Here is a 25,639-nt window from a genome sequence, read left to right as displayed (position 1 = left end):
CGACGGAGCGCTCGCCAGGGGCGCCCCGGGCTCAGAGGGTCATTTGAATTCAACGGGGAAACCGATCGCAGGCGACGGCAGCTCGACACCGAACCACTGCTTGAAGGACGCCGCGTAGGTGGGGAACTCCACGCCGGTCATGGCTTCATGCAAGGTGGTGTTGACGAAGTTCAGCCAGTCCTGGTCGCCGCGCTTGACCGCACAGGCGTAGGTTTGCGGGCTCCAGGCATAGGCCGGGCTGCGGTAGCGGCCAGGGTTCTGCACCATCAGGTACTTGACCGAGGACTGGTCGGTGGCGGCGGCATCGGCGCGGCCGGAGTTCACCGCCTGGTACATCAGGTCGACGCTGTCGTACTGGTCAACCTTGGCCTTGGGCAGCGCCTGGTGCACCAGTTCCTCGGCGTAGACGTTCTGCAGCACCGCCACGGTGACGCCGTCGCCGGCGGCCTTGAGGTCTTCGATTTCCTTGTACTTGCTGTTGGCCGGCAGCAGCAGGCCCACGCCTTCGCGGTAGTACGGCGAGGTGAACGCCACTTGCTGGGCGCGGCTGGCGGTGACGGTGATGAACTGGCAGCTCATGTCGACCTTATCGGTCAGCAGGTTGGGAATGCGCGCATCGGAAGACTGCACCACGAACTCGACTTTCTCCGGGTCATTGAACAGGCCCTTGGCGACCATCCGCGCAATATCGATATCAAAGCCCTGCAACTTGCCATCCGCTGCCTGGAAGTGCCACGGCGCATTGGTACTGCCCGTGCCCACGATCAATTTCCCCCGCTGCAGCACGCTGTCCAGCTTGCTGTCGGCCGCCTGAGCGACGCCCATGGCGGCCGTCGTGGCCGTCGTGGCCGCGAAGAGAAGAACACACGTTTTGAACAAGGAAGGTCGACGTTGCATGGTAAGTACTCCAGAATGAGTTTATTCCGCTATACCGGAATGCGGTATGTAACAACGGAATAGACAGCAGAAAGTGTGCCACAGGCTTGCAGGGAGAAGGTGAGGAAAATGGAAAGTTAAGGAAATCAGGGAGATGGGAAGCAAGACGATTGATGGCGCCCTGCAGGCCGCACCGTTATTGCTACCATTGGCCACGGCCTTGCGGGTAACAAGGCCCCAAACCGGTGCCGCTGCACAGAAACGAAACGGGTAAGCGGTCAACGCAGAAGTGGAACTGCGAATAAGGACCTGTGGGAGCGGGCTTGCTCGCGAAGGCGGTGTGTCAGTCAACCACGAAGTTGAATCTGCCGGCCTCTTCGCGAGCAAGCCCGCTCCCACAATGAATCAGCGGTGTTTTTAGGCCTGAGAGGGCGCGCTATTTGCGCTTGTAGCTCTTGCTGCCGCCGGGCGTGAGGCAATAGACCCCGCCCCGGGAACCGACGCAGTAATTGCCATTGCCGCATTGGCAACCCTCGGATGATTTGAGCAACGACTGCGGCCGGGCCTCGTTCCGAAGCCCCAGCACAGCGGAACAGGACTTCTTCGAAGCACTGATGGAGCCGTCGTTGCACAGGAAGGTATCGCCGTCACATCCGGCAATACCGCCCTTGCGACCGGAACACGGTTGATTGGCGGCAAGGGCCGAAGCACCCAAGGCCAACAACAGGATAGCAACGCTGATACGAAGTAAAGCTGACGGTCCGTGACAGAGATTCATAGCAGCTTCCAGGCTGATAGATAGCTCTATGCCAGCATCGGATCATCTACTGCGCCTAACGCCCGCAAAAACCTCACCATGGACAACAACTCGCCGGCGGGGAATTTGGCTATTACCGCTTGGCTGCCTCGTCATACACCTGGCCGCGCTCGCGCTTACCTACTGCGATCACCGTAACGACCAGCAAATCATCTACTACCCGGTAAACCAATCGATAGCCTGCATTGCGCAGCTTGATTTTATAGGCATTGCCCAACCCATGTAGGCGGTCGGCCTGGACATGCGGGTTCACCAGTCGCTCTTCAAGCTTCTTTTTGAACTGCTCTCTCAGTGAAGCTCCCAGCTTTTGCCATTCCTTCCATGCCTTATCGGAAAACTCCAACTCATAGGTCATCAAGAGAAACCTTGATCGTTGGATCATTTTCACGCTCGCGGCAGAGAGCGACCAACTCCATGTCTTCAAGCCGATCCATCATGGCTTCATACTCCCTAGCAGGGACGCAATAAAAAGCCGGCTCGTTTCGGTTGAGGATCGCTACAGATAACCCTCCCCCGGCAGCGACAGTGCCCATCGGATTTTTCTTAAGCTCGGAAATACTGGCTACAACCTGAGAAAGCACGATATGTGTCATGAGATGAGTCCTTAAGCACTCTTAATGGCACTAAAAATAGCACCCTAAAACATCTCTTACCACCGTTCAACGCCCGCAAAACCTCACCCTGGACAACATCCGCAAATCCCCCTCGCGGTAATAGTCATCACTCCAACTGTCATCCACTGCCAGTGGCTTGACCTGCTTGAGGGCGAGTTTTTTCGCGAAGTAGCGAAAGCGGTAATGTTCATAGAAACGCAGCAACTCCAGCCCGTAGCGGTCGGCCAGGTCGGTGTTGCCCTGGATGATCAGGTAGTTCTCGTCGTTGCCGCTGCTGGCTGCGGCGCTCAGGTTGTGGCTGCCGCTGAGGATGGTCGGCGTGTCGCTGGTGAAGTCGGTGACGATGGCTTTGGTGTGCACCAGCAGGTTGCCCTTCTGGCCTTTCATGTTTTCCCGCAACCAGCCTTCCAGGCCGGTGTTGAGCAGCGCGGTGGCGGCGAATTCGGCGGTGCGGTCGGCGTGAAAGCCGGTGATGCGACTCTTGGTGTTTTGCAGGCCGTAGCGCAACACGTCGTCATTGGGGGCGCCGAGCAAGGCGTCGAGGATGCGCTCGGGCAACACAAAGGCGGTGACGAACAACAGGTCCTTTCGCGCGCCCTTGATGATGTCGACGAAGCGATCCAGGTCGCCCTCCCCGGTGCGCGGCGAGAACCCAGCGAACAAGGCCTCTTGCGGCGCCATGGCATTGTTGCGGGTCAGCCACTGGCGAGTCGCATCGACGTCCTGGGGCGTGGCCCAGACTTGCTCGAACACCTGGAGGTAGCTGGCGCTCATCCGAGGGTCGTCGAGCACATGAACCACATTGGCCTGGCGGTAGACACCGTTGGCGGTGAAGTTGGTGCTGCCGCACAGCACGGCTTCGGGTTGCAATGAGCCGCTGGCATCCACCTTGCTCAGCACAATGAACTTGTTATGAAAAATGTTGTGGGTGATCCGCCCGCGCTTGTTGGCCGCCGGCATTTTTTCGAGGCTGGCTTCGTTACGCGCCGTGGTGTCGTCGCCCGGCTCGGCGTGGTACAGCACTCGCACTTGGGCACCGCGAGCGTGAGCGGCCGTCACCGCCTCGACGATCACCGGCAGTTCGTATTCATAAATGGCGACGTCCAGGGTCCAGTTGGCATCCAGCGCCCGATCGATAAAACCGGTCAGGCGCCCCAGCAGGCCATTTTCCAACCAGCGACGCGGGGCGTCGGGCCAGTCATCGATGGACAGGTGCTTGTTGGCGCCGATCAGCGCGTCCACTTCAGGAAACTTGCGCTGGAACGCCTGGCTGGCGGCCACGGCACGGTTGAAAATCACCCGCTGGTTGGCCGGCTGCCCGTCGTCGCTGGTGACGGTGACGGCCAGGGATTCGCCCAACTGCGGTGCTTCGGGGCTGCCGTAGGCCAGGTGCACGCGGTAGTGCATGGTCACGCCGGGGTTGACCGCGTAGTCGGCCCAGCGAAATTTCTGCAACGGTGCCTTGTCGCTGGGGGTGGCGTGGAACTGGGGAAAGGTGTGGGCCTTGTCGGGGAAGGTCAGGCTGTTGAACAGGAACAGCCAGGGCTTGTCGCCCTGCTGCTTCTCGATGGCAAAGCCCAGCAGCCCTTTGCGTCGGGATTCCGCCAAGTCCATGGCGAGCAGCACGCCGTTGGTGCCGGCATAGGCCTTGACCCGAAAATCGTCCTGGGCGTTGGTGACGAGTACGCGCATGGTTCACTCCTGTGAGGGGCTGCCTGAGCATAGTGCAGTGATGCGGGTTCGCTGGGCATATCCAGAACCGAGGTGATGCCTTCGCGAGCAGGCTCGCTCCCACAGGAAGAGCTGTGGCGTTCATTGGCCGTGTGCTCACAGCAGAACCAATGTGGGAGCGAGCCTGCTCGCGATGAGGCCAGACAAACCGCTGCCAATCTCAGCCATGCCCCCCTTCATCGATATGCCGATACTCCGCCTGCAACCGTTGCGCCAACTGCCGGGCCCGGCCCAGGCGGATCGGGCTTCGCTCGATGTCGATCAACAGGCACGGACAATCGAGGAACGGCGGTGAAAGCCCCTCCTTGACTCGCCCATCGGTCATCACCAAGACCCGCTGCTGCTCCGCCGGGTAACGCTTGCGCCGCGCCACCAGCCAGCGCTCGGCCTCGTTCAACGCCGCCAGCAGCGGCGTTCCGCCACCGGCGCCCAGCCCATCGAGCCAGTCGCGCAGGCCGGCCGAGGCCTTGAGGCCCTGCACCTGCCAATTGGGGAGCGTGCCGCTGGCCGTCAACAGCGCCAGGCGGGCGCGTTGTCGGTAGGCGTCGTCGAACAACTGCGCCAGCAGGCCCTTGCCGTCACTCAAGGCGCGATGACGCCGGGTCGAGGCCGACGCATCGACGATGACCAGCCACAACTCATGGGGCGAACGCTGGCGACTGTGAAAGCGCAGGTCTTCGTACAGACGTGGCCGGCCATTGAGCAACGTCCCCGGCCAGTTCACCAAACCGCTGGCCGCCGCTTTGCTGCGGCCCTGGCGGCCCTGGTCGAGTCGTCCTGCACGGGGTCTGGCATTCGCCCCCGCCGGCGAACGGGGGCGAATGCCTAGGGCTTTTTTGGCCAGTTCGGCACGTCGCGCCGGGCACCGGTCGGCAATGCCCGGGCCGGCAGGTCGCCCCACTGGCCCTGGCCTTCGTTGGGTTCAGTGGGTTTCTGCGCGCCGCTCGGCGCCTGGGACGGTGTCGGTGCCGAATGCCCGCGCCGCCGGTGCCGCAAGGCAAACTCGGCGACCGCATCGATGTCTTCATCGGCAATTTCAGCAGCCCCGCGCCAGGCCGCATGGGCCCGGGCCGCCCGCAGCCAGACCAGGTCGGCGCGCAAGCCATCGACCCCCGCGGCAAAACAACGCTTGGTGATCTGCGCCAGCGCCGCATCATCCAGAGCGATCCCGGCCAAGCGGTCGCGCGCCTGCTGGCAACGTTCGCGCAACTGCGCCTGGGCCGTCTCCCACGCCGCACAGAACGCCAGCGGATCGCTGTCGAAATCCAGTCGCCGCCGGATGATCTGGCCACGTTCAGCCGGTGCAGTATGACCGTCGAGGGCGACGTTCAAGCCAAAACGGTCGAGCAACTGCGGGCGCAGCTCCCCCTCCTCCGGGTTCATGGTGCCAATCAGCACAAAGCGCGCCGGATGCCGATGGGAAATGCCGTCGCGCTCAATAAGGTTGGTGCCGCTGGCGGCCACATCGAGCAGCAAGTCCACCAGGTGATCGGGTAGCAGGTTCACTTCATCGACGTACAGCACGCCACCGTCGGCCTTGGCCAATACGCCGGGCGAAAACTGCACGCGCCCTTCCCCCAGCGCCGCGTCCAGGTCCAGGGTGCCCACCAGCCGCTCTTCGGTAGCACCCAGGGGCAAAGTGACGAACTGACCGCTGGCCAACAAGTCCGCCAGGCCTCGGGCCAACGTGGACTTGGCCATGCCCCTAGGCCCTTCGATCAGCACTCCGCCGATCTTCGGATCGATCGCTGCCAGGCACAGGGCCAGTTTCAGGTCATCGGCACCGACCACGGCGGAGAGTGGGAAATGGGGGGTGTGGGTCATGTTGAATATCTCATGAGTGTTCGATAGTCCCCTGTGGCGAGGGCGCTTGCTCCCGCCGGGCTGTGCAGGAGCTGACGAGCGAAGCGAGGCTGCGATCTTTCCCCAGACCCTTGAGTCTCAAGCGAACGATCAAAAGATCGCAGCCTTCGGCAGTTCCTACAGCGCAACCCAGCGGGAGCCATTACTGGCCACAAAGGCACGTCAGCCATCTTCTTCAATGTCCAACAACAAATTCTCCAGCGCCTCACGGTACTCGCCCGGTGCCTGCCACATCCCCCGCTGCTGTGCTTCGAGCATGCGCTCGGTCATGTCCCGCAGGGCGTCGGGGTTGTGCTGGCGGACGAAATCCCGGGTGTCCGGGTCGAGCAGGTAGGCATCGGCCAGCAAGGCGTACTGGTGATCGTCGATCAACCGGGTGGTGGCGTCGAAGGCAAACAGGTTGTCCACCGTCGCCGCCAGCTCGAACGCGCCTTTATAGCCGTGACGCTTCACGCCGTCGATCCACTTCGGATTCGCCGCGCGGGAACGGATAACGCGGTTGAGCTCTTCTTTCAGGGTGCGAATCCTGGGCAGGTCCGGCTGGCTGTGATCGCCATGGTAACTGGCCGCCGCATCACCACTGAGGGTCTCGACCGCCGCCAGCATGCCGCCCTGGAACTGGTAGTAGTCATTGGAATCGAGCAGGTCGTGCTCGCGATTGTCCTGATTCTGCAACACCGCCTGCACCTGGCTCAAGCGCCGGGAGAACTGCTCCCGGGCAGCCGTGCCTTCATCGCTGGCACCGTAGGCATAACCGCCCCAGTTCAGGTACACCTCGGCCAGATCCTCGCGGCTCTGCCATAAGCGACCGTCAATCGCGCCCTGCACGCCCGCGCCATAAGCACCGGGCTTGGCGCCGAAGATCCGCCAACCGGCCTGGCGCGCCGCGGCCTCAGGCTCAAGGCCCGACGCCAGCAAGGCTTCGCGCTCACTGCGCACCTTGGCCGCCAAGGGGTTCAGATTGTCCGGCTCATCGAGGGTGGCGACGGCCTGCACAGCGGCATCGAACAAGTGAATCAGGTTGGCAAAGGCGTCACGGAAGAAACCGGACACGCGTAGCGTGACATCGACCCGAGGCCGGTCCAGCAGGCTCAGCGGCAGGATCTCGAAGTCATCGACCCGCTGGCTGCCGGTGGCCCACACCGGGCGCACGCCCATCAACGCCATGGCCTGGGCGATGTCATCGCCACCGGTGCGCATGGTGGCGGTGCCCCACACCGACAGGCCGAGCTGACGCAGGTGGTCGCCGTGGTCCTGCAAGTGCCGCTCAAGAATCAGGTTCGCCGATTGGAAACCGATACGCCACGCCGTGGTGGTGGGCAGGTTGCGCACGTCCACCGAGAAGAAGTTGCGCCCAGTGGGCAGCACGTCCAGGCGCCCGCGGCTCGGCGCGCCGCTGGGGCCGGCCGGCACGAAGCGCCCGCTCAAGGCATCGAGCAGGCCGCGCATTTCCGCCGGGCCGCAAGCGTCCAGGCGCGGGGCCACGACGGATCGCAGGTTTTCAATGATGCTGCCCACCACCTCCCAGCCTGGTGCGTCGAGCGGCTCCACCGCACCGTCCAGGGCCTGCTCGATCAACTGCACAGCAAACAGCTCCAGGCGCTCGCGGGTATCGCCGGTGGTGCGCCAAGGCTCGGCGCTGACCTGCCGCAATGCCTCGGGACAGTCGCCGGTCCAGGGCTCGGCCAAGGCACAATCCAGCGGGTCGAACCCCAGCCCGAACGCCTTGGCCAGCGCCCGTAACAGACTCGACTGCGCGCCTTTGCCGTCGCCCCGGGGAATGCGCAGCAACGCCAGCAAGGTGTCGATGCGCAGCCGTCCGTTGGGCGACTCACCAAAAATGTGCAGGCCGTCGCGGATCTGCGACTCCTTCAAGTCGCACAGGTAAGTGTCCAGGCGTGGCAGCCAGATCGCCGCGTCTGTGTCGCTGTCGAGCCCGGCATCGAGTTGCAGTTCGCGGTCGATGTGCGTCTCGCGCACCAGGTTGAGGATGTCCCGTTGCAGCTCCCGGGCACGGCGCGGATCGAGCAATTGCGCCTCGTAGTACTCGTCGGCCAGCAACTCGAGGTTACGCAGCGGTCCATAAGTTTCGGCCCGGGTCAGGGGCGGCATCAAGTGGTCGATGATCACCGCCTGAGTGCGACGTTTGGCCTGGGCGCCCTCACCCGGGTCGTTGACGATGAACGGATAGATATTCGGCAGCGGCCCCAACAGCACGTCCGGCCAGCAGTTTTCCGACAACCCGACGCCCTTGCCCGGCAGCCATTCGAGGTTGCCATGCTTGCCGACGTGGATCACCCCGTGGACACCGTAGGTGTGACGCAACCAGAAATAGAACGCCAGGTAACCGTGGGGCGGCACTAGGTCCGGGTCGTGGTACACCGCGCTCGGATCGACCTGATAACCCCGCGCCGGCTGGATGCCGACAAACGTCAGGCCCAGGCGCAGGCCGGCGACCATCAGGCGTCCGTCGCGGAACATCGGGTCCTGCTCGGGTTTGCCCCAGCGCGCCAGCACCGCTTGGCGATTGGCCTCGGGCAGTGCGTCGAACAGGGATTGGTAGGCATCGAGGGCCAGGCTCTGGTGACAGGGGCGCAGGTCGAGGCTGTCCAGGTCGTTACTGACCCCGCCGAGCAATTGCTGGATCAACGCGGTGCCGCTCGCCGGCAGTTCAGCCGGCAACGGATAGCCTTCGGCCTGCAAGGCCCGCAAGATATTCAAGGCCGCTGCCGGGGTGTCCAGGCCGACGCCATTGCCGATGCGACCGTCGCGGGTCGGGTAGTTGGCGAGGATCAGCGCCACACGCTTTTGGGGATTGGGCAAGCGCGCCAGGGTGGTCCAGCGTCGGGCCAGTTCGGCGACAAAATCCATGCGCTCGGGCGCGGCGCGGTAGCAGACCACGTCGCTCTGGCTGCGCTCGCTGCGCCAGGCCAGGTCCTTGAAACTGATGGGGCGGCTGATGATCCGTCCGTCCAGTTCCGGCAAGGCAATGTGCATCGCCAGGTCCCGCGGTCCCAGGCCCTGCTCGCTGGCACGCCAGCCGGGTTCGTTGTCCTGGGCGCAGATCGCCTGGATCACCGGGATGTTGCGGCGAAACGGTCGCAAGTGCGGAGCTTCGGGGCTGGATTGAGCGAAGCCGGTGGTGTTGAGGATCACCCCCGCTTCCACTTCGTCCAGCCAGTCCTCTACCAGCGCCAGGCAAGCCGGCTCCTTGAGGCTGGCCACGGCAATCGGCAGTGGATTGAGCCCCGCCGCTTGCAGGCGCTGGCAAAACACGTCGATGAACGCGGTGTTCGCCGCTTGCAGGTGGGAGCGATAAAACAGCACCGCCGCCACCGGTTGCCCGGCGCTCCAGTCGGCTTGCCAATCGTCGAGGTTGGCGCTGGTTTTCGTCGGGTGATAGATGGCCGTGCGTGGCAAGGCCTGCGGCTCGGCCCACGGATAATCGCGGCCGAACCATTGGCTGCCCAAGTTGTAAAACAGGTCCAGGGCATTGCCCAGCCCGCCCTGGCGCAAGAACTGCCAGAGCCGGTCGCGGTCTTCGCAGGGCACGTTGCTCAGGTCACTGAGTTCCGGGTCCGGACGATCATCCCCCGGCACCAGGATCAGCTTCACCCCGCGCCCAGCCAGCTCCATCAGGCGCTCGATGCCGTAACGCCAATAGCCGATGCCGCCGTGCAGCGACAGAAGGATGACCTTGGCGTGGCGCAGCACGTCTTCGACATACAGATCCACCGAGGCGTGGTTTTGCACCTGCATCGGGTTGGCGAGGCGAAACTCTGGATAATCATCCGGCAACTGCTTCGCCGCTTCGGCCAGCAGCGCCAGGCTGGAGTCGCCGCTGCACAGGATCACCAGTTCGGCGGGGGTTTGCCCCAGGTCGGCAATGTTGTCATCCGACACAAAGCCGCCGGGCTGGGTCCTGAGCAGGTGCATGGCTTAGGCGCCGAGGGCTGCGCGCAACTGCGCTTCGAGCAGCGCGGCGTCAAGCGCCTGGCCGATCAGCACCAGACGAGTGACCCGCGCCTCCTCTGCGCCCCACTGGCGGTCGAAATGCTTGTCAAAACGCGTCCCGACGCCCTGGATCAACAGGCGCATTGGCTTGTTCGGGATTGCCGCGAAACCCTTGACCCGCAGCACGCCGTGCTGAACCACCAGTTGCGTCAGCGCGTCGAGCAACAGGCTTTCGTCAGCCTGGGGCAGCTCGATGGAAATGGAATCGAAGGCGTCATGATCGTGGTCATCATCGTCACCATCGTGGTGATGGTCGTGATGGCTGTGGCGGCCGTCGATGTGTTCCTCGGAACCGGCGCCCAGGCCGATCAGTACGTCCAGCGGCAGGCGACCGCTGCTGGCTTCGATGACCTTGACCGCCGGCGGCAGCTCTTCGGCGACTTCCAGGCGCACCTTGGCCAGGTCTTCAGGGCTGATCAGGTCGGCCTTGTTGAGGATCACCAGGTCGGCGCTGGCCAGTTGGTCGGCGAACAGTTCGTGCAGCGGCGACTCGTGATCCAGGTTCGGGTCGAGTTTGCGCTGGGCATCGACCTGGTCGGGGAAGGCAGCAAAGGTACCCGCGGCCACGGCCGGGCTATCCACCACAGTGATGACCGCATCGACGGTGCAGGCGCTGCGGATTTCCGGCCATTGGAAGGCCTGGACCAGCGGCTTGGGCAGGGCCAGGCCGGAGGTTTCGATGAGGATGTGGTCAAGGTCGCCACGCCGGGCCACCAGCTCGCGCATCACCGGGAAGAACTCTTCCTGCACCGTGCAGCACAAGCAGCCGTTGGCCAGTTCATAGACGCGGCCGCTGGCCTCTTCTTCGGTGCAACCGATGGCACACTGCTTGAGGATCTCGCCGTCGATGCCCAGCTCACCGAACTCGTTGACGATCACGGCGATGCGCCGGCCCTGAGCGTTGTCGAGCATATGCCGCAGCAAGGTGGTTTTACCCGAGCCGAGGAAACCGGTGACGATGGTGACGGGGAGTTTGGCCAGTGTTTTCATCGGATGCCCTTTGGCAAGGTGGCGGGCAAACGGGACGACAACCGCTGGCACAGGCGCGCGCGGAAAAGTTCGCCACCGGATCACCCCGCCCGGTTGTAGTGAGAATCTGTCTCGAGGCAGGTCTCCTGGCTGACGGCGGGCCAATCTTTCGACTGGCAATTGCTGCGCCTTCCCGTGCGCCCCTTTAAAAGGGCATGCACAGTGGCCTTGCAGAAACCTCACCGTTCACAGTTGCGGGGGCAGCCGCGGCTTGGACCGCGTTCCCTTCTTAGCTCCGGCACATGCCGAAGAACCTCGAAGGCGCAAGGCTACGCAGGGTGTGGGGGCGGGTCAATCTCCAGAGCGTTCTGCGGTGCATGGACGGGCCTCATCGCGAGCAAGCTCGCTCTCACAGGGACCTTCGCCGGGCCCAAAATTCAAGATCAATGTAGATCCACTGTGGGAGCAGCTTGCTCGCGATTGGGTACGACCCGATACTCATCTTAGACCTTCCAACCGACAACTGAGCCGCGCACGGGGACAGATACATCTTCCGAGCAGGCTTGCATCAAGAAAATGGCAAAAATAACAAGTACGACCAACCTGACGGGTGGATGCAACTCAAACCCAGCCAATCGTTTTAGCAATAAAAAATAGTCATCAATAGAAAAATAACGACAAGCCCCAACATAACATCCATGAATCCTACACAAAGTTCACGCCAGGAAAACGCCTCCATCGCGCCTCCGCCGAATCAGGAACGGCCTTTGTGAAAAAATGGCAAAAGCACCCATTGATACTATGTTTCACCAGCTATTCAGCCACACAAACGAATAGGCATACTCTCTGAACATATGCGCACCATGATGAAGCTCCCCCCCATGAAAACCAGATACTTAACCGGCTGAGAAAATTCAAACCCAGCAATTTTTTTTATCGACAAACAGATACCCATCATCACAAGAAGCGCCACCCCTCCCCATATTCCGCCCGTAGCCAACACCATACAGAGCTCACTCCAAAAAAAAGCGCCCACCCCACCTCCTCAATAACTAACTGACACCCATACCAATTTACAAAAATATTCAAACACCAACGCAAACAAACCTGAACACCACCAAACTAAAAAACTCCAACCACGATCTTGCAGTCATCTGTTACAAGCCAACGTTCGCGATAGAAGCCCACCCCGCATTCAGCCACGCGGCCATACAGTGCAATCTTAGACTTCCATCTGCGAATTCAAGCTAAGAAACTAGGCGCCAGTATTTCCGAGCCCCCTACTTACGTACCCTCCCGCCAAACCTCCATAAAAACCTATCATCGCTGCCCCGGCTGCTTGTGCGGTGGTAGCGGGCGTAAAAAATCCAGTTACCGCGCCACCCACCATGGCCGCCCCCGCTCCTGTCCACGTGGCCGGCGAACCGCTTCCTGCCTGGGTTCCAACATACCCCGCCCCCGCTGCAGCAGCGCCAGCGACTGCCCCCAATGGACCTACAGCCCCACTGATCATCTCGATTTCAGCCAACGTCAAATCACGCATTTCCATATCTCCTTTCGGTCAATAAAGCGGTTCCAGTAAATTAGCTTACCGCCACCGCCAGCAAATCTTTAAAAAGCGCCAACCAAACAACCTTAATTGCCCCTTGAAAATCTAAAAGTCCCGCAATTTCATTGAACAGCTCTTTAAACGTCCGCAACGTGCGACATAGGGACGTTTGCGAGCCCAGTAAACCCTATCAACACCCTCCCCTCGGAAAATCTCCTTCATCTTCCCTATAGCCTCTCTTGCACCCCCGACAGGAAAACAAAAATCAATAATCCAAGTTCTACCCCCTTCGTTCCACTCCGAAGGGTGAAGCAAAAACTCTGGATCCGAGAGCAAGCGCTCCTCGGAATCAGGCGCCAGATACGCCCAAGTCACATACCCCCTGGGCAGCCCAACACGATCAAAGAAAAACACTATCTGCCTATGATCAATTGCAGGCGACAACCAGAAATCCAATGTCAGCATCCGAAAGGTGGAATACCGCCTACACATAAACATGACCATGCTTGCGAACCCAAAAAACATTGCCTTCTCTTCAGTTATCGAACAGCGGCATTCAGTCCGCAGATCAAATTTCATCTTCACCTAGACACCTCCTAACTGCGCCTCGCTAATTTCAAACACCTTCAAAAACAGGGTCATGACTGAGTCACCTGACTAACATCACCGCTTTGACTTGAAATGAATTAAATATCACTGAATGCTGGATGAATACCCTACATGTGTAGGGGTAGGCGGCACCTCGCCAATTGACGCCCCGCCCCCGCCCATGCTCTCCTGTGCGCCTAGTCATGGGTGCCCTTCACAGGGTGAAACGGGAAACCGGTGAATCGTGTGCTTTACTCCAAAGCCACGTCAGTCCGGTGCTGCCCCCGCAACGGTAAGCGAGCGAAGCGTCTGAACCACTGTGCTCCAGGGCATGGGAAGGTGACGCTTGCAGGCCAGGTTCTGGCCCCTCGCGAGCCCGGAGACCGGCCCATGACTCATGCATCAACAAACCCGCGGTGGGCGGGCGCTGTTCGAACCTTGGCGGGCTTTCGCCCGGGGTCTCATCGCGCTCGAATGCCCACTGAACAAGAACAGAGGGAAGCGCCATGTCGACCATCAGCAGCACCGCCCGCACCGCCAGCAGCACCACCACCCTGAGCCAACGCCTGAGCACCGCGATCCTGGCTTCGATCCTGGGCGCAGGGCTGGTCTATTTCGCCGGTTTCTCCCACATCGAAGCGGTGCACAACGCTGCCCACGATACCCGCCACAGCGCCGCCTTCCCGTGCCATTGAGAACTGACGACATGATCAAGCGTATCGCGCAAACCGCTGGTTTCAGCGGCTTGCTGGCCGCCCTGCTGCTGACCCTGCTGCAAAGTTTCTGGGTATCGCCGCTGATTCTCCAGGCGGAAACCTTCGAGAAGGCCCCGGCGACCGAGGTCCATGAACACGCCGCCGGGGCGGCTCATACCCATGATGCCGAGGCCTGGGAGCCGGAAGACGGCTGGCAGCGCGTGCTGTCCACCACGGGCGGCAACCTGGTGGTCGCCGTGGGGTTTGCCCTGATGCTCGCGGGCCTGTACACCTTGCGTGCACCGACTCGGACCTCCCAGGGCCTGCTCTGGGGCCTGGCCGGTTATGCCACGTTCGTCTTGGCGCCGACGCTGGGCCTTCCCCCCGAATTGCCTGGCACCGCAGCGGCCGACCTGGCCCAACGGCAGATGTGGTGGATCGGCACCGCGGCGTCCACGGCGGTGGGCATTGCCCTGATCGCCTTCGGCCGGCATTGGCTGCTCAAGGTGCTGGGCGTGGCGACGTTGCTGGTGCCCCACGTCATCGGTGCGCCGCAGCCCGAAGTCCACTCGATGCTGGCGCCCGAAGCCCTGGAGAGTCAGTTCAAGATCGCCTCGCAACTGACCAACGTCGCGTTCTGGCTGGCCCTGGGCCTGATCAGCGCCTGGCTGTTTCGCCGTGACGGTCAAGCCCACCACGACGCATGAGCGCCGAGCCGATCCTAGTGATTGGCCTGGGCTGCCAGCGGGGTTGCCCGGCCAGCACGCTGCGGGCCTTGCTCGACCAGACGCTGCTGGTCCACGGCATCGAACTTCATCGGGTACGAGCCCTGGCCAGTATCGATCTCAAGCGTGACGAGCCCGGGCTGCTGGAACTGGCCGGGCAACTGGCCCTGCCGCTGACCTGTTTCAGTGTCGAACAGTTGGCCAGCTACGAGCAGCGGCTCAGTCACCGCTCCGAGATCGCCTTCGAGCGCACCGGTTGCTACGGCATCGCCGAAAGCGCCGCCCTGGCCTTGGCCGACCGGTTGGGCACGCCGCCCGCGACGCTGTTGATTACTCGCCAAAAAGGCCCCAAGAGCACGCTGGCATTGGCGGTCGTGGCATAAATCCCGATAATCGGCGCCCAGGATCATGAGCGATCTTCATCTGGGCGACGCTCACCCACCTTGCACAGGAGCCGGTCATGACCGTGTACTTCATCGGCGCCGGCCCCGGCGACCCGGACCTCATCACCGTCAAAGGCCAACGACTGATCCGCCATTGCGCGGTAATCATCTACGCCGGTTCCCTGGTGCCAACCGCCGTCCTCGAAGGCCATTGCGCCGAACAGGTGATCAACAGCGCCGAGTTGCATCTGGAACAGATTATCGAATTGATCAAGAGTGCCCACCTCAAGGGCCAGGACGTGGCCCGGGTGCATTCCGGCGACCCGAGCCTGTACGGCGCCATTGGCGAGCAGATTCGCTGCCTGCGGGAACTGGACATCCCTTTCGAAATCATCCCGGGGGTGACCGCGACCTCAGCCTGCGCCGCCCTACTGGGCGCCGAATTGACCTTGCCGGACATTTCCCAGAGCCTGATCCTCACCCGTTACGCCGACAAAAGCCCGATGCCCGCTGGGGAAGAACTGGGCAGCCTGGCACAGCATGGGGCGACCATGGCGATTCACCTGGGGGTCAATCATCTGGAAAAAATCGTCGACGAACTGCGGCCCCACTATGGCGCCGATTGCCCGATTGCCGTGATCCACCGGGCGACCTGGCCGGACCAGGATTGGGTGATGGGGACGCTGGACGATATCGCAGCAAAGGTACACGCCAAGGGCTTTCGCCGCACGGCGCTGATTCTGGTGGGACGTGTACTGGGCAACGATGTGTTCAGCGAGTCTTCGCTGTACCGCGCCGGGCATGCGCATCTCTACAGGCCCTGAAGCTCAGCAAGACCCAACCTGCCCCTGCTGTAGGAGCTGCCGAGCGAAGCGAGGCTGCGATCTTTGCGCTGACACTTGGGTCTCAAGCGAAAGATCAAAAGATCGCAGCCTTCGGCAGCTCCTACAGGGCGGGTGAGGTTTTGCCAAGTCCCCTCGCCACAATCAGTAGTAGGCGTTTTCTTTCTGCGTGTGGTCGGTCACGTCGCGTACGCCCTTGAGCTCCGGAATGCGCTCGAGCAAGGTGCGCTCGATGCCTTCCTTCAAGGTAACGTCAGCCTGGCCGCAGCCCTGGCAGCCGCCGCCGAACTGGAGCACGGCGATGCCGTCTTCCACCACGTCGATCAGCGAAACCTGGCCGCCGTGGCTGGCCAGCCCCGGGTTGATTTCGGTTTGCAGGTAGTAATTGATGCGCTCATTGACCGGGCTGTCGGCATTGACCATCGGCACCTTGGCGTTTGGCGCCTTGATGGTCAACTGGCCGCCCATGCGGTCGGTGGCGTAGTCGACCACCGCATCGTCCAGGAAGGCTTCGCTGAACGAGTCGATGTACGCGGTGAAGCTCTTGAGCCCCAGCGCGGTGTCTTCGGGTTTTTCTTCCCCCGGCTTGCAATAGGCAATGCACGTCTCAGCGTACTGGGTGCCGGGCTGGGTGATGAAGATGCGGATCCCGATACCTGGGGTGTTCTGCTTGGACAGCAGGTCGGCCAGGTAATCGTGGGCGGCATCGGTAATGGTAATGGCGGTCATGGAAACTCCTCGCAGGCTTGCCGGCAGTTTACGCCAATCATCGCGCCGGACAAAGTCCTAGTATTTTTGTCAGGAAAGCACCCGGCGGCACGGAGCTTGCCGCCGGAGCTGTCGATCAGAGGTTCTGGTAGCGATTCATGTCCAGCACACCGCTTTCCACGGGCTCCGTCTCCTGGATGTACTGGCTCAGGTCGTGGAAGTAGTACCAGAACTGCGGGTGACTGCGGCGAATGCCCCAGCGCTCGACAATCCGCTCGAACGCCGGAGCATCCTGGGCGCCTTGCATGGCCTCGACGAACGCCGGCACTTGCCCGGCCGCAATGTTGAAGATGAAGTTCGGATAGCTGCTGAGCACGCCGGGGTAGACCGTCAGGGTGTCCAGCCCCGGTTGGTAGCGCGCCTCCTCGCCCAGCAGGAACGCCACGTTGCTGTGGGCACGGTTGCGTAGCAGGCTGTAGACCTCACGATGACCGCTGGCGGTTTCGACGCGCAGCAGGGTTGCTTCCGGCAGTTGGTCGATCACCTTGAGCCCCGCCGCCGGGCGTGACACCAGGCGACTGAGGGCCTGTTCGGCGTTTTGCAGCGTCGGGTCGATGTTCGGGCGCGAGCAGTAGGCACCGTGGCAGCGGTTGATCGGATCGGGGCGCGCATTCAGCTCGCCATAACGGGACAGCAGTTGCCGGGTGAAATCGCCTTTGGGGTCGCGCTCATCAAGCTTGAGGGCGGTCGGCGTGTCATCGTCGATGGCCTCGTAATCGAGCCACATCTTGAATTTGCCGCCGGCCTGGTACCAGTCGTCAAGGTAGTCTTCCCGGGAGTCGGCCGGCATCAGGCGCAGGAAGTTCTGCTCTGCACCGTTGCGGATCAGGTCGAAATACAGCCGGGTCTGGGCCTGGTGGGACACGTTGCCGAATACATCGAAGTTCACCGCCAATTGGTAATAGGTGCGCTCCAGCAACGGGAAGTCGAACAGCCACATCGTCTGCGGCACTTCACCGATCAGGCCCTTTTTGACCGAGGCACTGTCGAAGTGCCGAAAAATGCTCAGCAATGCATTGTCATTCCCGGCCCACAGCGTCGACCAGCTCGGCGCCGGCTGCTCGGCATAGTTGTCGCGGCGCAAGACTTCGTAGTCGTTGCGCTTGTCCCGGTAGTCGAGCCACAGACTGACGACGCTGCCCACGTCGTCGTTCTGCCCCGGCATCGCCAGCAACGGCGTGGCGTGGCCGCGGTAGTTCGGGTCCGTGATGTACAAGTCATGTTCGGGGGCCTGGAACAGCGCCCAGAAATTGTCGCGGATCACGTCCGTGGCGATCTGGCCACGGCACACCGGCCCGCGGATGAAGGTGCGCACGAAATACTCGGCGTTATCGAGCATGAACTGGTAGCGAGCCTGGGCCGGGATCGCTTCGAAGGTGGAAAACGGGTTGGCCCGGCGCTCCGGACCGTAGCCCGGCAACGCGGAGACCTGCCATTTGCCGCTGTAGAACAGGCTCTTGATGCGCGCCATCTTCGCCGCACTCAAGCCATAGGTAATGTGGGTCTTGTGCACGATCACCCCTTGCACCGGCCACAGCCGGTAATAGATGCGGGTGCCGGGGTCATCATTCGGACGGCGGGTGTTGATCAGGTCGATCGGTTGACCGGTGGGCGTGCGCGAACGGACCCACTGGAAGAAATGCCCAGGCTCGCCGTCCTTGAAATAGATGTGCGCCAGGAACCAATGCTCGAACAACCAGCGGCCCACCAGGCTTTCCCGGGCGCCAGGGGCATTGAGCAGGTTTTCCCATTGCACCACCTGCAAGGCTTCGCCGGCGCTCGGGGCCAGGGCCTGCTGATCGATCGGAGCGCCCGTGGCCAGCCAGCGTTGCAGGGTCTGGTATTGCTGGTCGGTCAGGCCGGTGACGGCCAGGGGCATGCCTTCCTTGGGATGGGCACCTGCGTATTCGTTGAATTGATCCGGCATCGCGCAGCTGTTTTCACGATTGAGGCCCAGCACGATCTCTTCCGGCAGCTTGGCGTTGGGCTGCAACGGCGTGCGGTGGCCCAACTCCAGCATGCGCGTCATCAGGGCAGCCTGGCTGCCTTGGGCGTCAAGCACCGAATAAAAGCCCTTGCGCTGCCAGGCGCGCTGACCGGAGGCGTCATAGAACAAGCGGGTCGGATCGGCCGCCTGGCGCCGCTCGCCGTCGTACACTAGCCGCTTGCTCGCCCCCCGTGCCGCGCCTTCGCCGCTGCCCAGGTTCAACTGGCAAGCGGAGTCGTAGCAGGCATGGCAGGCCACACATTTTTCCGTGAAGATCGGCTGGATGTCGCGAGTGTAGGAGATCGTGGGAGCGGGACTCCCGGCGGCTGCGGTAAAAGATAACAGCAGTAACAGACTGCCGAATAAGACGCGGTACGGCATGTCTCGGGTCCCTAAGAGATAAGCCGCCGATTCTACCGGGCCAGCATCGCCTTGCAAACATGAGCGATATTCATGCAAAAGCCCATCATGATCAAATCCTGCGCAGGTTTGCTATCATCCCGGCCTTCGTAATGGTCTTTTTTCCAGGTAGTCCTATGACTGATCGCAGCGCTCGCCTTTATCTTCTCCAGCAGGCCCTCAAGGAACGCATCCTGATCCTCGACGGCGGCATGGGCACGATGATCCAGAGCTACAAGCTGGAAGAACAGGACTACCGCGGCAAACGCTTTGCCGACTGGCCGAGCGACGTCAAGGGCAACAACGATTTGCTGGTGCTCAGCCGTCCCGACGTGATCGGCGCCATTGAAAAAGCCTACCTGGATGCCGGCGCCGACATCCTGGAAACCAACACCTTCAACGCCACCCAGGTGTCCCAGGCCGACTACGGCATGCAGGACCTGGCCTACGAGCTGAACCTGGAAGGCGCGCGCCTGGCCCGCAAGGTGGCGGACGCCAAGACCCTGGAAACCCCGGACAAGCCGCGCTTCGTCGCCGGCGTGCTCGGCCCGACCAGCCGCACCTGCTCGCTGTCACCGGATGTGAACAACCCCGGCTACCGCAACGTGACCTTCGACGAACTGGTGGAAAATTACACCGAGGCCACCAAGGGCCTGATCGAAGGCGGCGCCGACCTGATCCTGATCGAAACCATTTTCGACACACTGAACGCCAAGGCGGCGATCTTTGCCGTGCAAGGGGTCTACGAAGAACTCGGCGTCGAACTGCCGATCATGATCTCCGGCACCATCACCGATGCCTCCGGCCGCACCCTCTCGGGCCAGACCACCGAGGCCTTCTGGAACTCCGTGGCCCACGCCAAGCCGATCTCCGTGGGCTTGAACTGCGCCCTCGGCGCCAGCGAATTGCGCCCATACCTGGAGGAGCTGTCGAACAAGGCCAGCACCCACGTATCGGCCCACCCCAACGCCGGCCTGCCCAACGAATTCGGTGAATACGACGAACTGCCAGCCGAAACGGCCAAGGTCATCGAAGAGTTCGCCCAGAGCGGCTTCCTGAACATTGTCGGCGGCTGCTGCGGCACCACCCCGGCGCACATCGAAGCCATCGCCAAAGCCGTGGCTGGCTACGCACCGCGGCCAATCCCAGAGATTCCACGGGCTTGCCGCCTGTCGGGCCTGGAACCGTTCACCATCGATCGCAGCTCCTTATTCGTCAACGTCGGCGAGCGGACCAACATCACCGGCTCCGCCAAGTTCGCCCGGCTGATCCGTGAGGACAACTACACCGAAGCCCTGGAAGTGGCCCTGCAACAGGTCGAGGCCGGTGCCCAGGTGATCGACATCAACATGGACGAGGGCATGCTCGATTCGAAAAAGGCCATGGTGACCTTCCTCAATCTGATTGCCGGCGAACCGGACATCTCCCGCGTGCCGATCATGATCGACTCCTCTAAATGGGAAGTGATCGAAGCCGGCCTCAAGTGCATCCAGGGCAAGGGCATCGTCAACTCCATCAGCATGAAGGAAGGCGTCGAGCAGTTCATCCATCACGCCAAGCTGTGCAAGCGCTACGGCGCCGCCGTGGTGGTAATGGCCTTCGACGAAGCCGGCCAGGCCGACACCGAGGCGCGCAAGAAGGAAATCTGCAAGCGCTCCTACGACATCCTGGTCAATGAAGTGGGATTCCCGCCCGAAGACATCATCTTCGACCCGAACATCTTCGCCGTCGCCACCGGCATCGAAGAGCACAACAACTATGCCGTGGACTTCATCAACGCCTGCGCCTACATCCGTGACGAACTGCCCTACGCGCTGACCTCGGGCGGGGTGTCCAACGTGTCCTTCTCGTTCCGCGGCAACAACCCGGTGCGCGAGGCGATCCACTCGGTGTTTCTGCTGTATGCGATTCGTGCGGGCCTGACGATGGGCATTGTCAACGCCGGCCAACTGGAGATCTACGACCAGATCCCGGTAGAACTGCGCGACACCGTGGAAGACGTGATCCTCAACCGCACCCCCGAAGGCACCGACGCCCTGCTGGCCATCGCAGACAAGTACAAGGGCGACGGCAGCGTCAAGGAAGCAGAAACCGAGGAATGGCGCGGCTGGGAAGTGAACAAGCGCCTGGAACATGCACTGGTCAAGGGCATCACCACCCACATCGTTGAAGACACCGAGGAATCGCGACTGTCTTTCGCCCGCCCGATCGAGGTCATCGAAGGCCCGCTGATGGCCGGCATGAACATCGTCGGCGACCTGTTTGGCGCCGGCAAAATGTTCCTGCCCCAGGTGGTCAAGTCCGCCCGCGTGATGAAGCAGGCCGTAGCCCATCTGATCCCGTTCATCGAGGCGGAAAAAGGCGACAAGCCAGAGGCCAAGGGCAAGATCCTGATGGCCACGGTCAAGGGCGACGTGCATGACATCGGCAAGAACATCGTCGGCGTAGTGCTCGGTTGCAACGGCTATGACATCGTCGACCTGGGCGTGATGGTGCCGGCGGAGAAGATCCTGCAGGTGGCCAAGGAGCAGAAGTGCGACATCATCGGCCTGTCCGGCCTGATCACCCCGTCCCTGGATGAAATGGTGCATGTGGCGCGCGAGATGCAGCGCCAGAACTTCCACCTACCGTTGATGATTGGCGGGGCCACCACTTCCAAGGCCCACACGGCGGTGAAGATCGAGCCCAAGTACAGCAACGATGCGGTGATCTACGTCACCGATGCCTCGCGCGCCGTGGGCGTGGCCACCCAGCTCCTGTCCAAGGAGCTCAAGCCGGCGTTCGTCGAGAAAACCCGCCTGGACTACATGGACGTGCGCGAGCGTACGGCCAACCGCAGCGCCCGCACCGAGCGCCTGAGCTACCCCGCCGCCGTGGCCAAGAAGCCACAGTTCGACTGGAGCAGCTACCAGCCGGTCAAGCCGACCTTCACCGGCGCCCAGGTGCTCGACAACATCGACCTGAACGTCCTGGCCGAATACATCGACTGGACACCGTTCTTCATTTCCTGGGACCTGGCCGGCAAATACCCGCGCATCCTCACCGACGAAGTGGTCGGCGAAGCGGCCACCGCGCTGTACGCCGATGCCCAGGAAATGCTGCGCAAGCTGATCGACGAGAAACTCATCAGCGCCCGCGCCGTGTTCGGCTTCTGGCCGGCCAACCAGGTGCATGACGATGACCTGGAAGTCTACGGCGACGATGGCAAGCCACTGGCCCGCCTGCATCACCTGCGCCAACAGATCATCAAGACCGACGGCAAGCCGAACTTCTCCCTGGCCGACTTCGTCGCGCCGAAGGACAGCGGGGTGACCGACTATGTCGGCGGTTTCATTACCACCGCTGGCATCGGCGCCGAGGAAGTCGCCAAGGCCTACCAGGAGGCCGGCGACGACTACAACTCGATCATGGTCAAGGCCCTGGCCGACCGACTGGCCGAAGCCTGTGCCGAATGGCTGCACCAGCAGGTGCGCAAGGAACATTGGGGTTACGCCAAGGACGAACACCTGGACAACGAGGCGCTGATCAAGGAGCAGTACACCGGCATCCGCCCTGCCCCCGGCTACCCGGCCTGCCCGGACCACACTGAAAAAGTCACCCTGTTCCGCCTGCTCGACCCCGAGGCCAGCGAACTGAAGGCCGGGCGCAGCGGTGTGTTCCTCACCGAACACTACGCCATGTTCCCGGCGGCAGCGGTCAGCGGCTGGTATTTCGCTCACCCCCAGGCGCAATACTTCGCCGTGGGCAAGATCGACAAAGACCAGGTCCAGAGCTATACCGCGCGCAAGGGCCAGGACTTGAGCGTGACTGAGCGCTGGCTGTCGCCAAACCTCGGTTACGACAACTGATATAAGGTCTTTTCAGCCCAGATAGACTGTGGCCTTCAGCAGCTATTGCATGGATAGAGACCCATCCAATAGCTGCTGAAGGCCGCGATCTCTTCAATTTATTTTTTTACAGAGATGAAAACATTAATTGGCTGCTTCCAATCAGAATTAGGTCTACGAGCCTCCAACTGCAACATCCCATTGTAATATCCCGACGGGAGCGCCATATTGTCCCGTACATCGTACTGTATTTCGAGGCCAAGCCATTGGCTAAGCGCTCCAATAAAGCGCTTGCTGTTCATATGCTCACTCCAAGCGTACTCCCCCCCCTCTTCGGTGCGGATACCCCGCAACTTCACGACTACTGCTTGACCCTGGGCGTTCAATAATGACGCATTCAACATCGTAAACTTCTCGTCTGTGCCGGGCGTCAACTGAGTAGGACCAATATTTGCATTCAGAGCAACTATCCCCCCACTGTAAAGTCGCTCAATGCCGGGGACTCGGAGATAAGTCGACACATGATCTTGCAGCCCACTGACAACAAGCATACGTAGACCTGGCAACTCCGCATTGTAGCCTGACATTCGCGCCGCATTTTCTCGCCATACACGAGCCATATCGGCGGTTTGTGCATTGCCCAATGGCAAGCCATGTGTATCCTTGACTGCCGGCGTCGAATAATAGGGAACCTTGTTACCGCAAAGGTAAGTAGAGGATTTTCCATTGCTATAGCCAAAATTATAGTTGCTCGGGTTGTTATTGCAGTGTGTGCCGCCAGCATTGTGCCCAACTTCATGTCGAAAAGCAGCAGGGGAGTTCCAAGCATTAACTGAAGTATAGCCAGACCGATAACCCCATCCACCTGCATTGCCGCCCACCGAATAGGTAGCACTCAGGTCAGTACGGTACAAAGCTCTATAAGATGCCAGCATCACCTGCCAAAGCGCCAATCCATCTTCAGTAACCTGGTAGTTCACGTCAAATATGTTAACAGCAGCAAGTCGCAAGGAAAGGTCCTCAACACGCGAGTTCCTGAGACCGAGATTGGCTGTTTCAAGTTGCGCAAAGGCATAGGCGATAGGGTCAGTATTAATTCGATTCAGAGCATCAGCACTATACGCCACCAACATGTCGATATAGCGCGGCTCGCCAGCTTTTGAACTATCCACCACAGGCGCTGAAGCCTCAGACATCTCAACGGTATCGGGAGTCATATAATCGTTGGGCGGCTCTTGGGTAAAAGAGCTTTTCCCCTGCGCATCGACCACCAACAAACCACGCTTGCCAGGCTCATCGACTATAGCGGTGATCGCACCGTCAGGCGACCTGACCATCACCAGCGAGCCTGTGTCGCCATCGCGGGTGTACAAATTACCGCTTTCTATCGTGTACCCCTGCTCACCCTTATATTGCCGAACGCTCAAAGCGTGCACTGCCGATCGCATCGGCATATACGCTGGCAGACGTCGCTTGGAGCGAATCTTCGGGGCTATCGGTTGCAGCGCTGACCAGTGCGGGCAGCGCAAGTACCAACGTCAGCGCTGTCAGGCCGGAGCGCCCAGCCGTAGAGAATGGATTTCCAGTATTCATGGCGTATTTCCTAGCGAAGACAGGAACCATAAGACTGATCCCATTAAAGCGGGACGACTACTGTCAGATATGACAGTAGCTAGTGGCCTGAGCGGCTAATTCATTTATTTATATGTCGGTCAGGAATATACTAAGCGCTCAATATCATGGCTTGGTTATGCGCATGGCTCGACCGACTTCCCCCTTCGCTTTAACGCCTTCTGATCGCGCTATCCTGCAAGGCTGGTTGCGTATGAGTACGCTGGAACAGAGCCTCACCCTGCGTGCACGTATCCTGCTTCTACTGGCGGATGGATTGACGCCCAAGGTCATCAGCGAACAGTTGCAGGTCACGCCGCCGACAGTGTTCAAGTGGCGAAAACGCTATCTGGAGGCGGGCGTCGAGGGCTTGAGCGACCTGCCACGTAGTGGTCAGCCGCTCAAACTCGGGGCTGAAAAAGTCAGCGAGATCCTCACACTGACTACCCGGCGAGTACCCAAGGAGGCGACTCACTGGAGTGTTCGCCTGATGGCCAAATATGCGCGGGTCACCACCTGGCAGGTGCGTCAGGTCTGGGCTGCTTCCGATCTCAAACCCCATCGTCTGAAGACCTTTAAAATCAGCAACGATCCCCATTTCGCCGACAAGGTGGTCGACGTGGTCGGGCTTTATCTGAATCCACCAGACAACGCCCTGGTGCTGTCTGTGGACGAGAAAACTCAGATTCAGGCCTTGGATCGCACCCAGCCAATGTTGCCTCTGCGCCCCGGACAGATCGAGCGTCGGACGCATGATTACAAGCGCCACGGAACAGCCAGTCTGTACGCGGCATTCGACATCATGACCGGCCAAGTCATCGGGCGGATCACGCAACGCCATCGCGCCAAGGAATTCCTGGCCTTTCTGCACCAGATTGATCGCAGCACACCACCGGCGCTGGATCTGCATGTCATCCTGGATAACAGTTCGACCCACAAAACGGCTGCAATCAAGCAGTGGCTGGAAAAACGTCCGCGTTTCAAATTGCACTTCACACCGACCAGTGCGTCCTGGTTGAACGCTGTAGAAGGCTGGTTTGCACAACTGGAAAGGCGAGCGCTGTACCGGGGTGCCTTCACCAGCGTTGCCGACTTGAAGACAACTATCCGCCAGTTCATCGAGGCTCACAATGAGTTCTCAGCCAAGCCGTTCAAGTGGAATAAAACAGCTGAAGCCATTATCAGTTCGGTACACAAGGCGAAACTGAGCGTGATAAAAAATAAATTAATGAATTAGTCGCTCAGGCCCTTTAGGGATGGTCTGAAATAGCCGGATATTCTCCGGCTATCGAGCCGTCAGTACTTTTCAAAAAACGACCCGCGTCGAAATTTGATCCATTTTCTTCATTTTTCAGCCCTTCCGGGCGCAGCAAGGCGCTTC

20 protein-coding genes and 2 riboswitches are annotated in these 25,639 nt (G+C 61.0%); of the genes, 6 read left to right on the top strand and 14 right to left on the bottom strand.

Annotated features, from left to right (window positions below; all coding sequences use genetic code 11):
• Positions 1–39 precede the first annotated feature (39 nt).
• From AACY31_RS24850 to AACY31_RS29065, 10 genes are all read right to left on the bottom strand, one after another.
• On the bottom strand, positions 40–897 hold the full coding sequence (locus AACY31_RS24850; protein WP_339483007.1) for a transporter substrate-binding domain-containing protein: 858 nt from the start codon (positions 895–897) through the stop codon (positions 40–42).
• A gap of 415 nt (positions 898–1,312) precedes the next feature.
• The gene (locus AACY31_RS24845; RefSeq protein WP_339483008.1) at positions 1,313–1,654 is read right to left on the bottom strand and encodes a hypothetical protein; all 342 of its coding nucleotides are present in this window, start codon (positions 1,652–1,654) and stop codon (positions 1,313–1,315) included.
• 112 nt (positions 1,655–1,766) lie between these two features.
• The gene (locus AACY31_RS24840) at positions 1,767–2,048 is read right to left on the bottom strand and encodes a type II toxin-antitoxin system RelE family toxin (RefSeq protein WP_339483010.1); all 282 of its coding nucleotides are present in this window, start codon (positions 2,046–2,048) and stop codon (positions 1,767–1,769) included.
• Positions 2,038–2,286, bottom strand: coding sequence for a type II toxin-antitoxin system Phd/YefM family antitoxin (locus tag AACY31_RS24835; RefSeq protein ID WP_024616638.1), 249 nt, complete (start codon positions 2,284–2,286; stop codon positions 2,038–2,040). Before AACY31_RS24835 ends, AACY31_RS24840 begins: the two co-directional genes overlap by 11 nt.
• A gap of 66 nt (positions 2,287–2,352) precedes the next feature.
• Entirely contained in the window at positions 2,353–3,999 is a 1,647-nt protein-coding gene (locus tag AACY31_RS24830; RefSeq protein WP_339483011.1) for a phospholipase D-like domain-containing protein, read from the bottom strand.
• Between the two features lie 199 nt (positions 4,000–4,198).
• Positions 4,199–4,762 carry a vWA domain-containing protein gene (locus tag AACY31_RS24825; protein WP_339483018.1) on the bottom strand — a complete coding sequence of 188 codons (564 nt, stop codon included), beginning with the start codon at positions 4,760–4,762 and terminating at the stop codon, positions 4,199–4,201.
• 101 nt (positions 4,763–4,863) lie between these two features.
• Positions 4,864–5,862: an ATP-binding protein gene (locus AACY31_RS24820; protein WP_339483012.1), complete on the bottom strand. Its 999-nt coding sequence runs from the start codon at positions 5,860–5,862 to the stop codon at positions 4,864–4,866.
• A gap of 201 nt (positions 5,863–6,063) precedes the next feature.
• Positions 6,064–9,837, bottom strand: a complete 3,774-nt coding sequence (cobN, locus tag AACY31_RS24815) for a cobaltochelatase subunit CobN (RefSeq protein WP_339492832.1) — start codon at positions 9,835–9,837, stop codon at positions 6,064–6,066.
• Positions 9,838–9,840: 3 nt separating this feature from the next.
• Positions 9,841–10,905, bottom strand: coding sequence for a cobalamin biosynthesis protein CobW (gene cobW, locus AACY31_RS24810; protein ID WP_339483014.1), 1,065 nt, complete (start codon positions 10,903–10,905; stop codon positions 9,841–9,843).
• 98 nt (positions 10,906–11,003) lie between these two features.
• Positions 11,004–11,217: riboswitch (cobalamin riboswitch) on the bottom strand.
• 1,321 nt (positions 11,218–12,538) lie between these two features.
• Entirely contained in the window at positions 12,539–12,958 is a 420-nt protein-coding gene (locus tag AACY31_RS29065; protein WP_445261577.1) for a toxin-activating lysine-acyltransferase, read from the bottom strand.
• A gap of 251 nt (positions 12,959–13,209) precedes the next feature.
• Positions 13,210–13,427, top strand: a riboswitch (cobalamin riboswitch).
• A 100-nt stretch (positions 13,428–13,527) separates the two neighbouring features.
• Here AACY31_RS29065 and AACY31_RS24805 point away from each other — a divergent pair.
• The 4 genes from AACY31_RS24805 to cobM all read left to right on the top strand — a co-directional run bounded on the left by AACY31_RS24805 (position 13,528) and on the right by cobM (position 15,648).
• Positions 13,528–13,716, top strand: coding sequence for a CbtB domain-containing protein (locus AACY31_RS24805; protein ID WP_339483626.1), 189 nt, complete (start codon positions 13,528–13,530; stop codon positions 13,714–13,716).
• 11 nt (positions 13,717–13,727) lie between these two features.
• Entirely contained in the window at positions 13,728–14,423 is a 696-nt protein-coding gene (locus AACY31_RS24800; protein ID WP_339483628.1) for a CbtA family protein, read from the top strand.
• Complete coding sequence (locus AACY31_RS24795) at positions 14,420–14,824, top strand: cobalamin biosynthesis protein (protein WP_339505217.1); 405 nt, start codon at positions 14,420–14,422, stop codon at positions 14,822–14,824. The genes AACY31_RS24800 and AACY31_RS24795 overlap by 4 nt, the downstream gene beginning before the upstream one ends.
• Positions 14,825–14,901: 77 nt before the next feature.
• Positions 14,902–15,648 (top strand): precorrin-4 C(11)-methyltransferase, encoded by a 747-nt coding sequence (cobM, locus tag AACY31_RS24790; RefSeq protein ID WP_053187130.1) that lies wholly within the window; start codon positions 14,902–14,904, stop codon positions 15,646–15,648.
• A 162-nt stretch (positions 15,649–15,810) separates the two neighbouring features.
• Here the strand turns inward: cobM and nfuA are convergent, their stop codons facing one another.
• Together nfuA and AACY31_RS24780 are read right to left on the bottom strand one after the other, a co-directional pair.
• Positions 15,811–16,395: a Fe-S biogenesis protein NfuA gene (gene nfuA, locus AACY31_RS24785; RefSeq protein ID WP_003182850.1), complete on the bottom strand. Its 585-nt coding sequence runs from the start codon at positions 16,393–16,395 to the stop codon at positions 15,811–15,813.
• A 115-nt stretch (positions 16,396–16,510) separates the two neighbouring features.
• The gene (locus AACY31_RS24780; protein ID WP_339483634.1) at positions 16,511–18,802 is read right to left on the bottom strand and encodes a fatty acid cis/trans isomerase; all 2,292 of its coding nucleotides are present in this window, start codon (positions 18,800–18,802) and stop codon (positions 16,511–16,513) included.
• Positions 18,803–18,957: 155 nt separating this feature from the next.
• Between AACY31_RS24780 and metH the strand changes: the two genes are divergently transcribed.
• Positions 18,958–22,668: a methionine synthase gene (metH, locus tag AACY31_RS24775; RefSeq protein WP_339483635.1), complete on the top strand. Its 3,711-nt coding sequence runs from the start codon at positions 18,958–18,960 to the stop codon at positions 22,666–22,668.
• Positions 22,669–22,766: 98 nt separating this feature from the next.
• Here the strand turns inward: metH and AACY31_RS24770 are convergent, their stop codons facing one another.
• Entirely contained in the window at positions 22,767–24,020 is a 1,254-nt protein-coding gene (locus AACY31_RS24770) for a hypothetical protein (RefSeq protein ID WP_339483636.1), read from the bottom strand.
• Positions 24,021–24,054: 34 nt separating this feature from the next.
• Complete coding sequence (locus AACY31_RS24765; RefSeq protein WP_339483637.1) at positions 24,055–24,240, bottom strand: hypothetical protein; 186 nt, start codon at positions 24,238–24,240, stop codon at positions 24,055–24,057.
• A 163-nt stretch (positions 24,241–24,403) separates the two neighbouring features.
• On the opposite strand from AACY31_RS24765, the gene AACY31_RS24760 reads away from it, so the two are divergent.
• A complete protein-coding gene (locus AACY31_RS24760; RefSeq protein WP_339483639.1) occupies positions 24,404–25,495 on the top strand; it encodes an IS630 family transposase in 1,092 nt (363 codons plus the stop codon).
• The last annotated feature ends 144 nt before the right edge of the window (positions 25,496–25,639 follow it).

Origin of the sequence: Pseudomonas sp. RL_105y_Pfl2_101, assembly GCF_963970585.1 — a bacterium.
In the GTDB taxonomy this organism is placed as follows: Bacteria; Pseudomonadota; Gammaproteobacteria; order Pseudomonadales; family Pseudomonadaceae; genus Aquipseudomonas.
Note: the sequence above shows the minus strand (reverse complement) of the source record. Positions and strands in the feature narration are given on the sequence as shown.

Bases quoted from the DNA above. Each gene is read 5' to 3' on its own strand.
- AACY31_RS24850 (WP_339483007.1), bottom strand. From the start codon at position 897: ATGCAACGTCGACCTTCCTTGTTCAAAACGTGTGTTCTTCTCTTCGCG.
- AACY31_RS24845 (WP_339483008.1), bottom strand. From the start codon at position 1,654: ATGAATCTCTGTCACGGACCGTCAGCTTTACTTCGTATCAGCGTTGCT.
- AACY31_RS24840 (WP_339483010.1), bottom strand. From the start codon at position 2,048: ATGACCTATGAGTTGGAGTTTTCCGATAAGGCATGGAAGGAATGGCAA.
- AACY31_RS24835 (WP_024616638.1), bottom strand. From the start codon at position 2,286: ATGACACATATCGTGCTTTCTCAGGTTGTAGCCAGTATTTCCGAGCTT.
- AACY31_RS24830 (WP_339483011.1), bottom strand. From the start codon at position 3,999: ATGCGCGTACTCGTCACCAACGCCCAGGACGATTTTCGGGTCAAGGCC.
- AACY31_RS24820 (WP_339483012.1), bottom strand. From the start codon at position 5,862: ATGACCCACACCCCCCATTTCCCACTCTCCGCCGTGGTCGGTGCCGAT.
- cobN (WP_339492832.1), bottom strand. From the start codon at position 9,837: ATGCACCTGCTCAGGACCCAGCCCGGCGGCTTTGTGTCGGATGACAAC.
- cobW (WP_339483014.1), bottom strand. From the start codon at position 10,905: ATGAAAACACTGGCCAAACTCCCCGTCACCATCGTCACCGGTTTCCTC.
- AACY31_RS29065 (WP_445261577.1), bottom strand. From the start codon at position 12,958: ATGTTTTTTGGGTTCGCAAGCATGGTCATGTTTATGTGTAGGCGGTAT.
- AACY31_RS24805 (WP_339483626.1), top strand. From the start codon at position 13,528: ATGTCGACCATCAGCAGCACCGCCCGCACCGCCAGCAGCACCACCACC.
- AACY31_RS24800 (WP_339483628.1), top strand. From the start codon at position 13,728: ATGATCAAGCGTATCGCGCAAACCGCTGGTTTCAGCGGCTTGCTGGCC.
- AACY31_RS24795 (WP_339505217.1), top strand. From the start codon at position 14,420: ATGAGCGCCGAGCCGATCCTAGTGATTGGCCTGGGCTGCCAGCGGGGT.
- cobM (WP_053187130.1), top strand. From the start codon at position 14,902: ATGACCGTGTACTTCATCGGCGCCGGCCCCGGCGACCCGGACCTCATC.
- nfuA (WP_003182850.1), bottom strand. From the start codon at position 16,395: ATGACCGCCATTACCATTACCGATGCCGCCCACGATTACCTGGCCGAC.
- AACY31_RS24780 (WP_339483634.1), bottom strand. From the start codon at position 18,802: ATGCCGTACCGCGTCTTATTCGGCAGTCTGTTACTGCTGTTATCTTTT.
- metH (WP_339483635.1), top strand. From the start codon at position 18,958: ATGACTGATCGCAGCGCTCGCCTTTATCTTCTCCAGCAGGCCCTCAAG.
- AACY31_RS24765 (WP_339483637.1), bottom strand. From the start codon at position 24,240: ATGAATACTGGAAATCCATTCTCTACGGCTGGGCGCTCCGGCCTGACA.
- AACY31_RS24760 (WP_339483639.1), top strand. From the start codon at position 24,404: ATGGCTCGACCGACTTCCCCCTTCGCTTTAACGCCTTCTGATCGCGCT.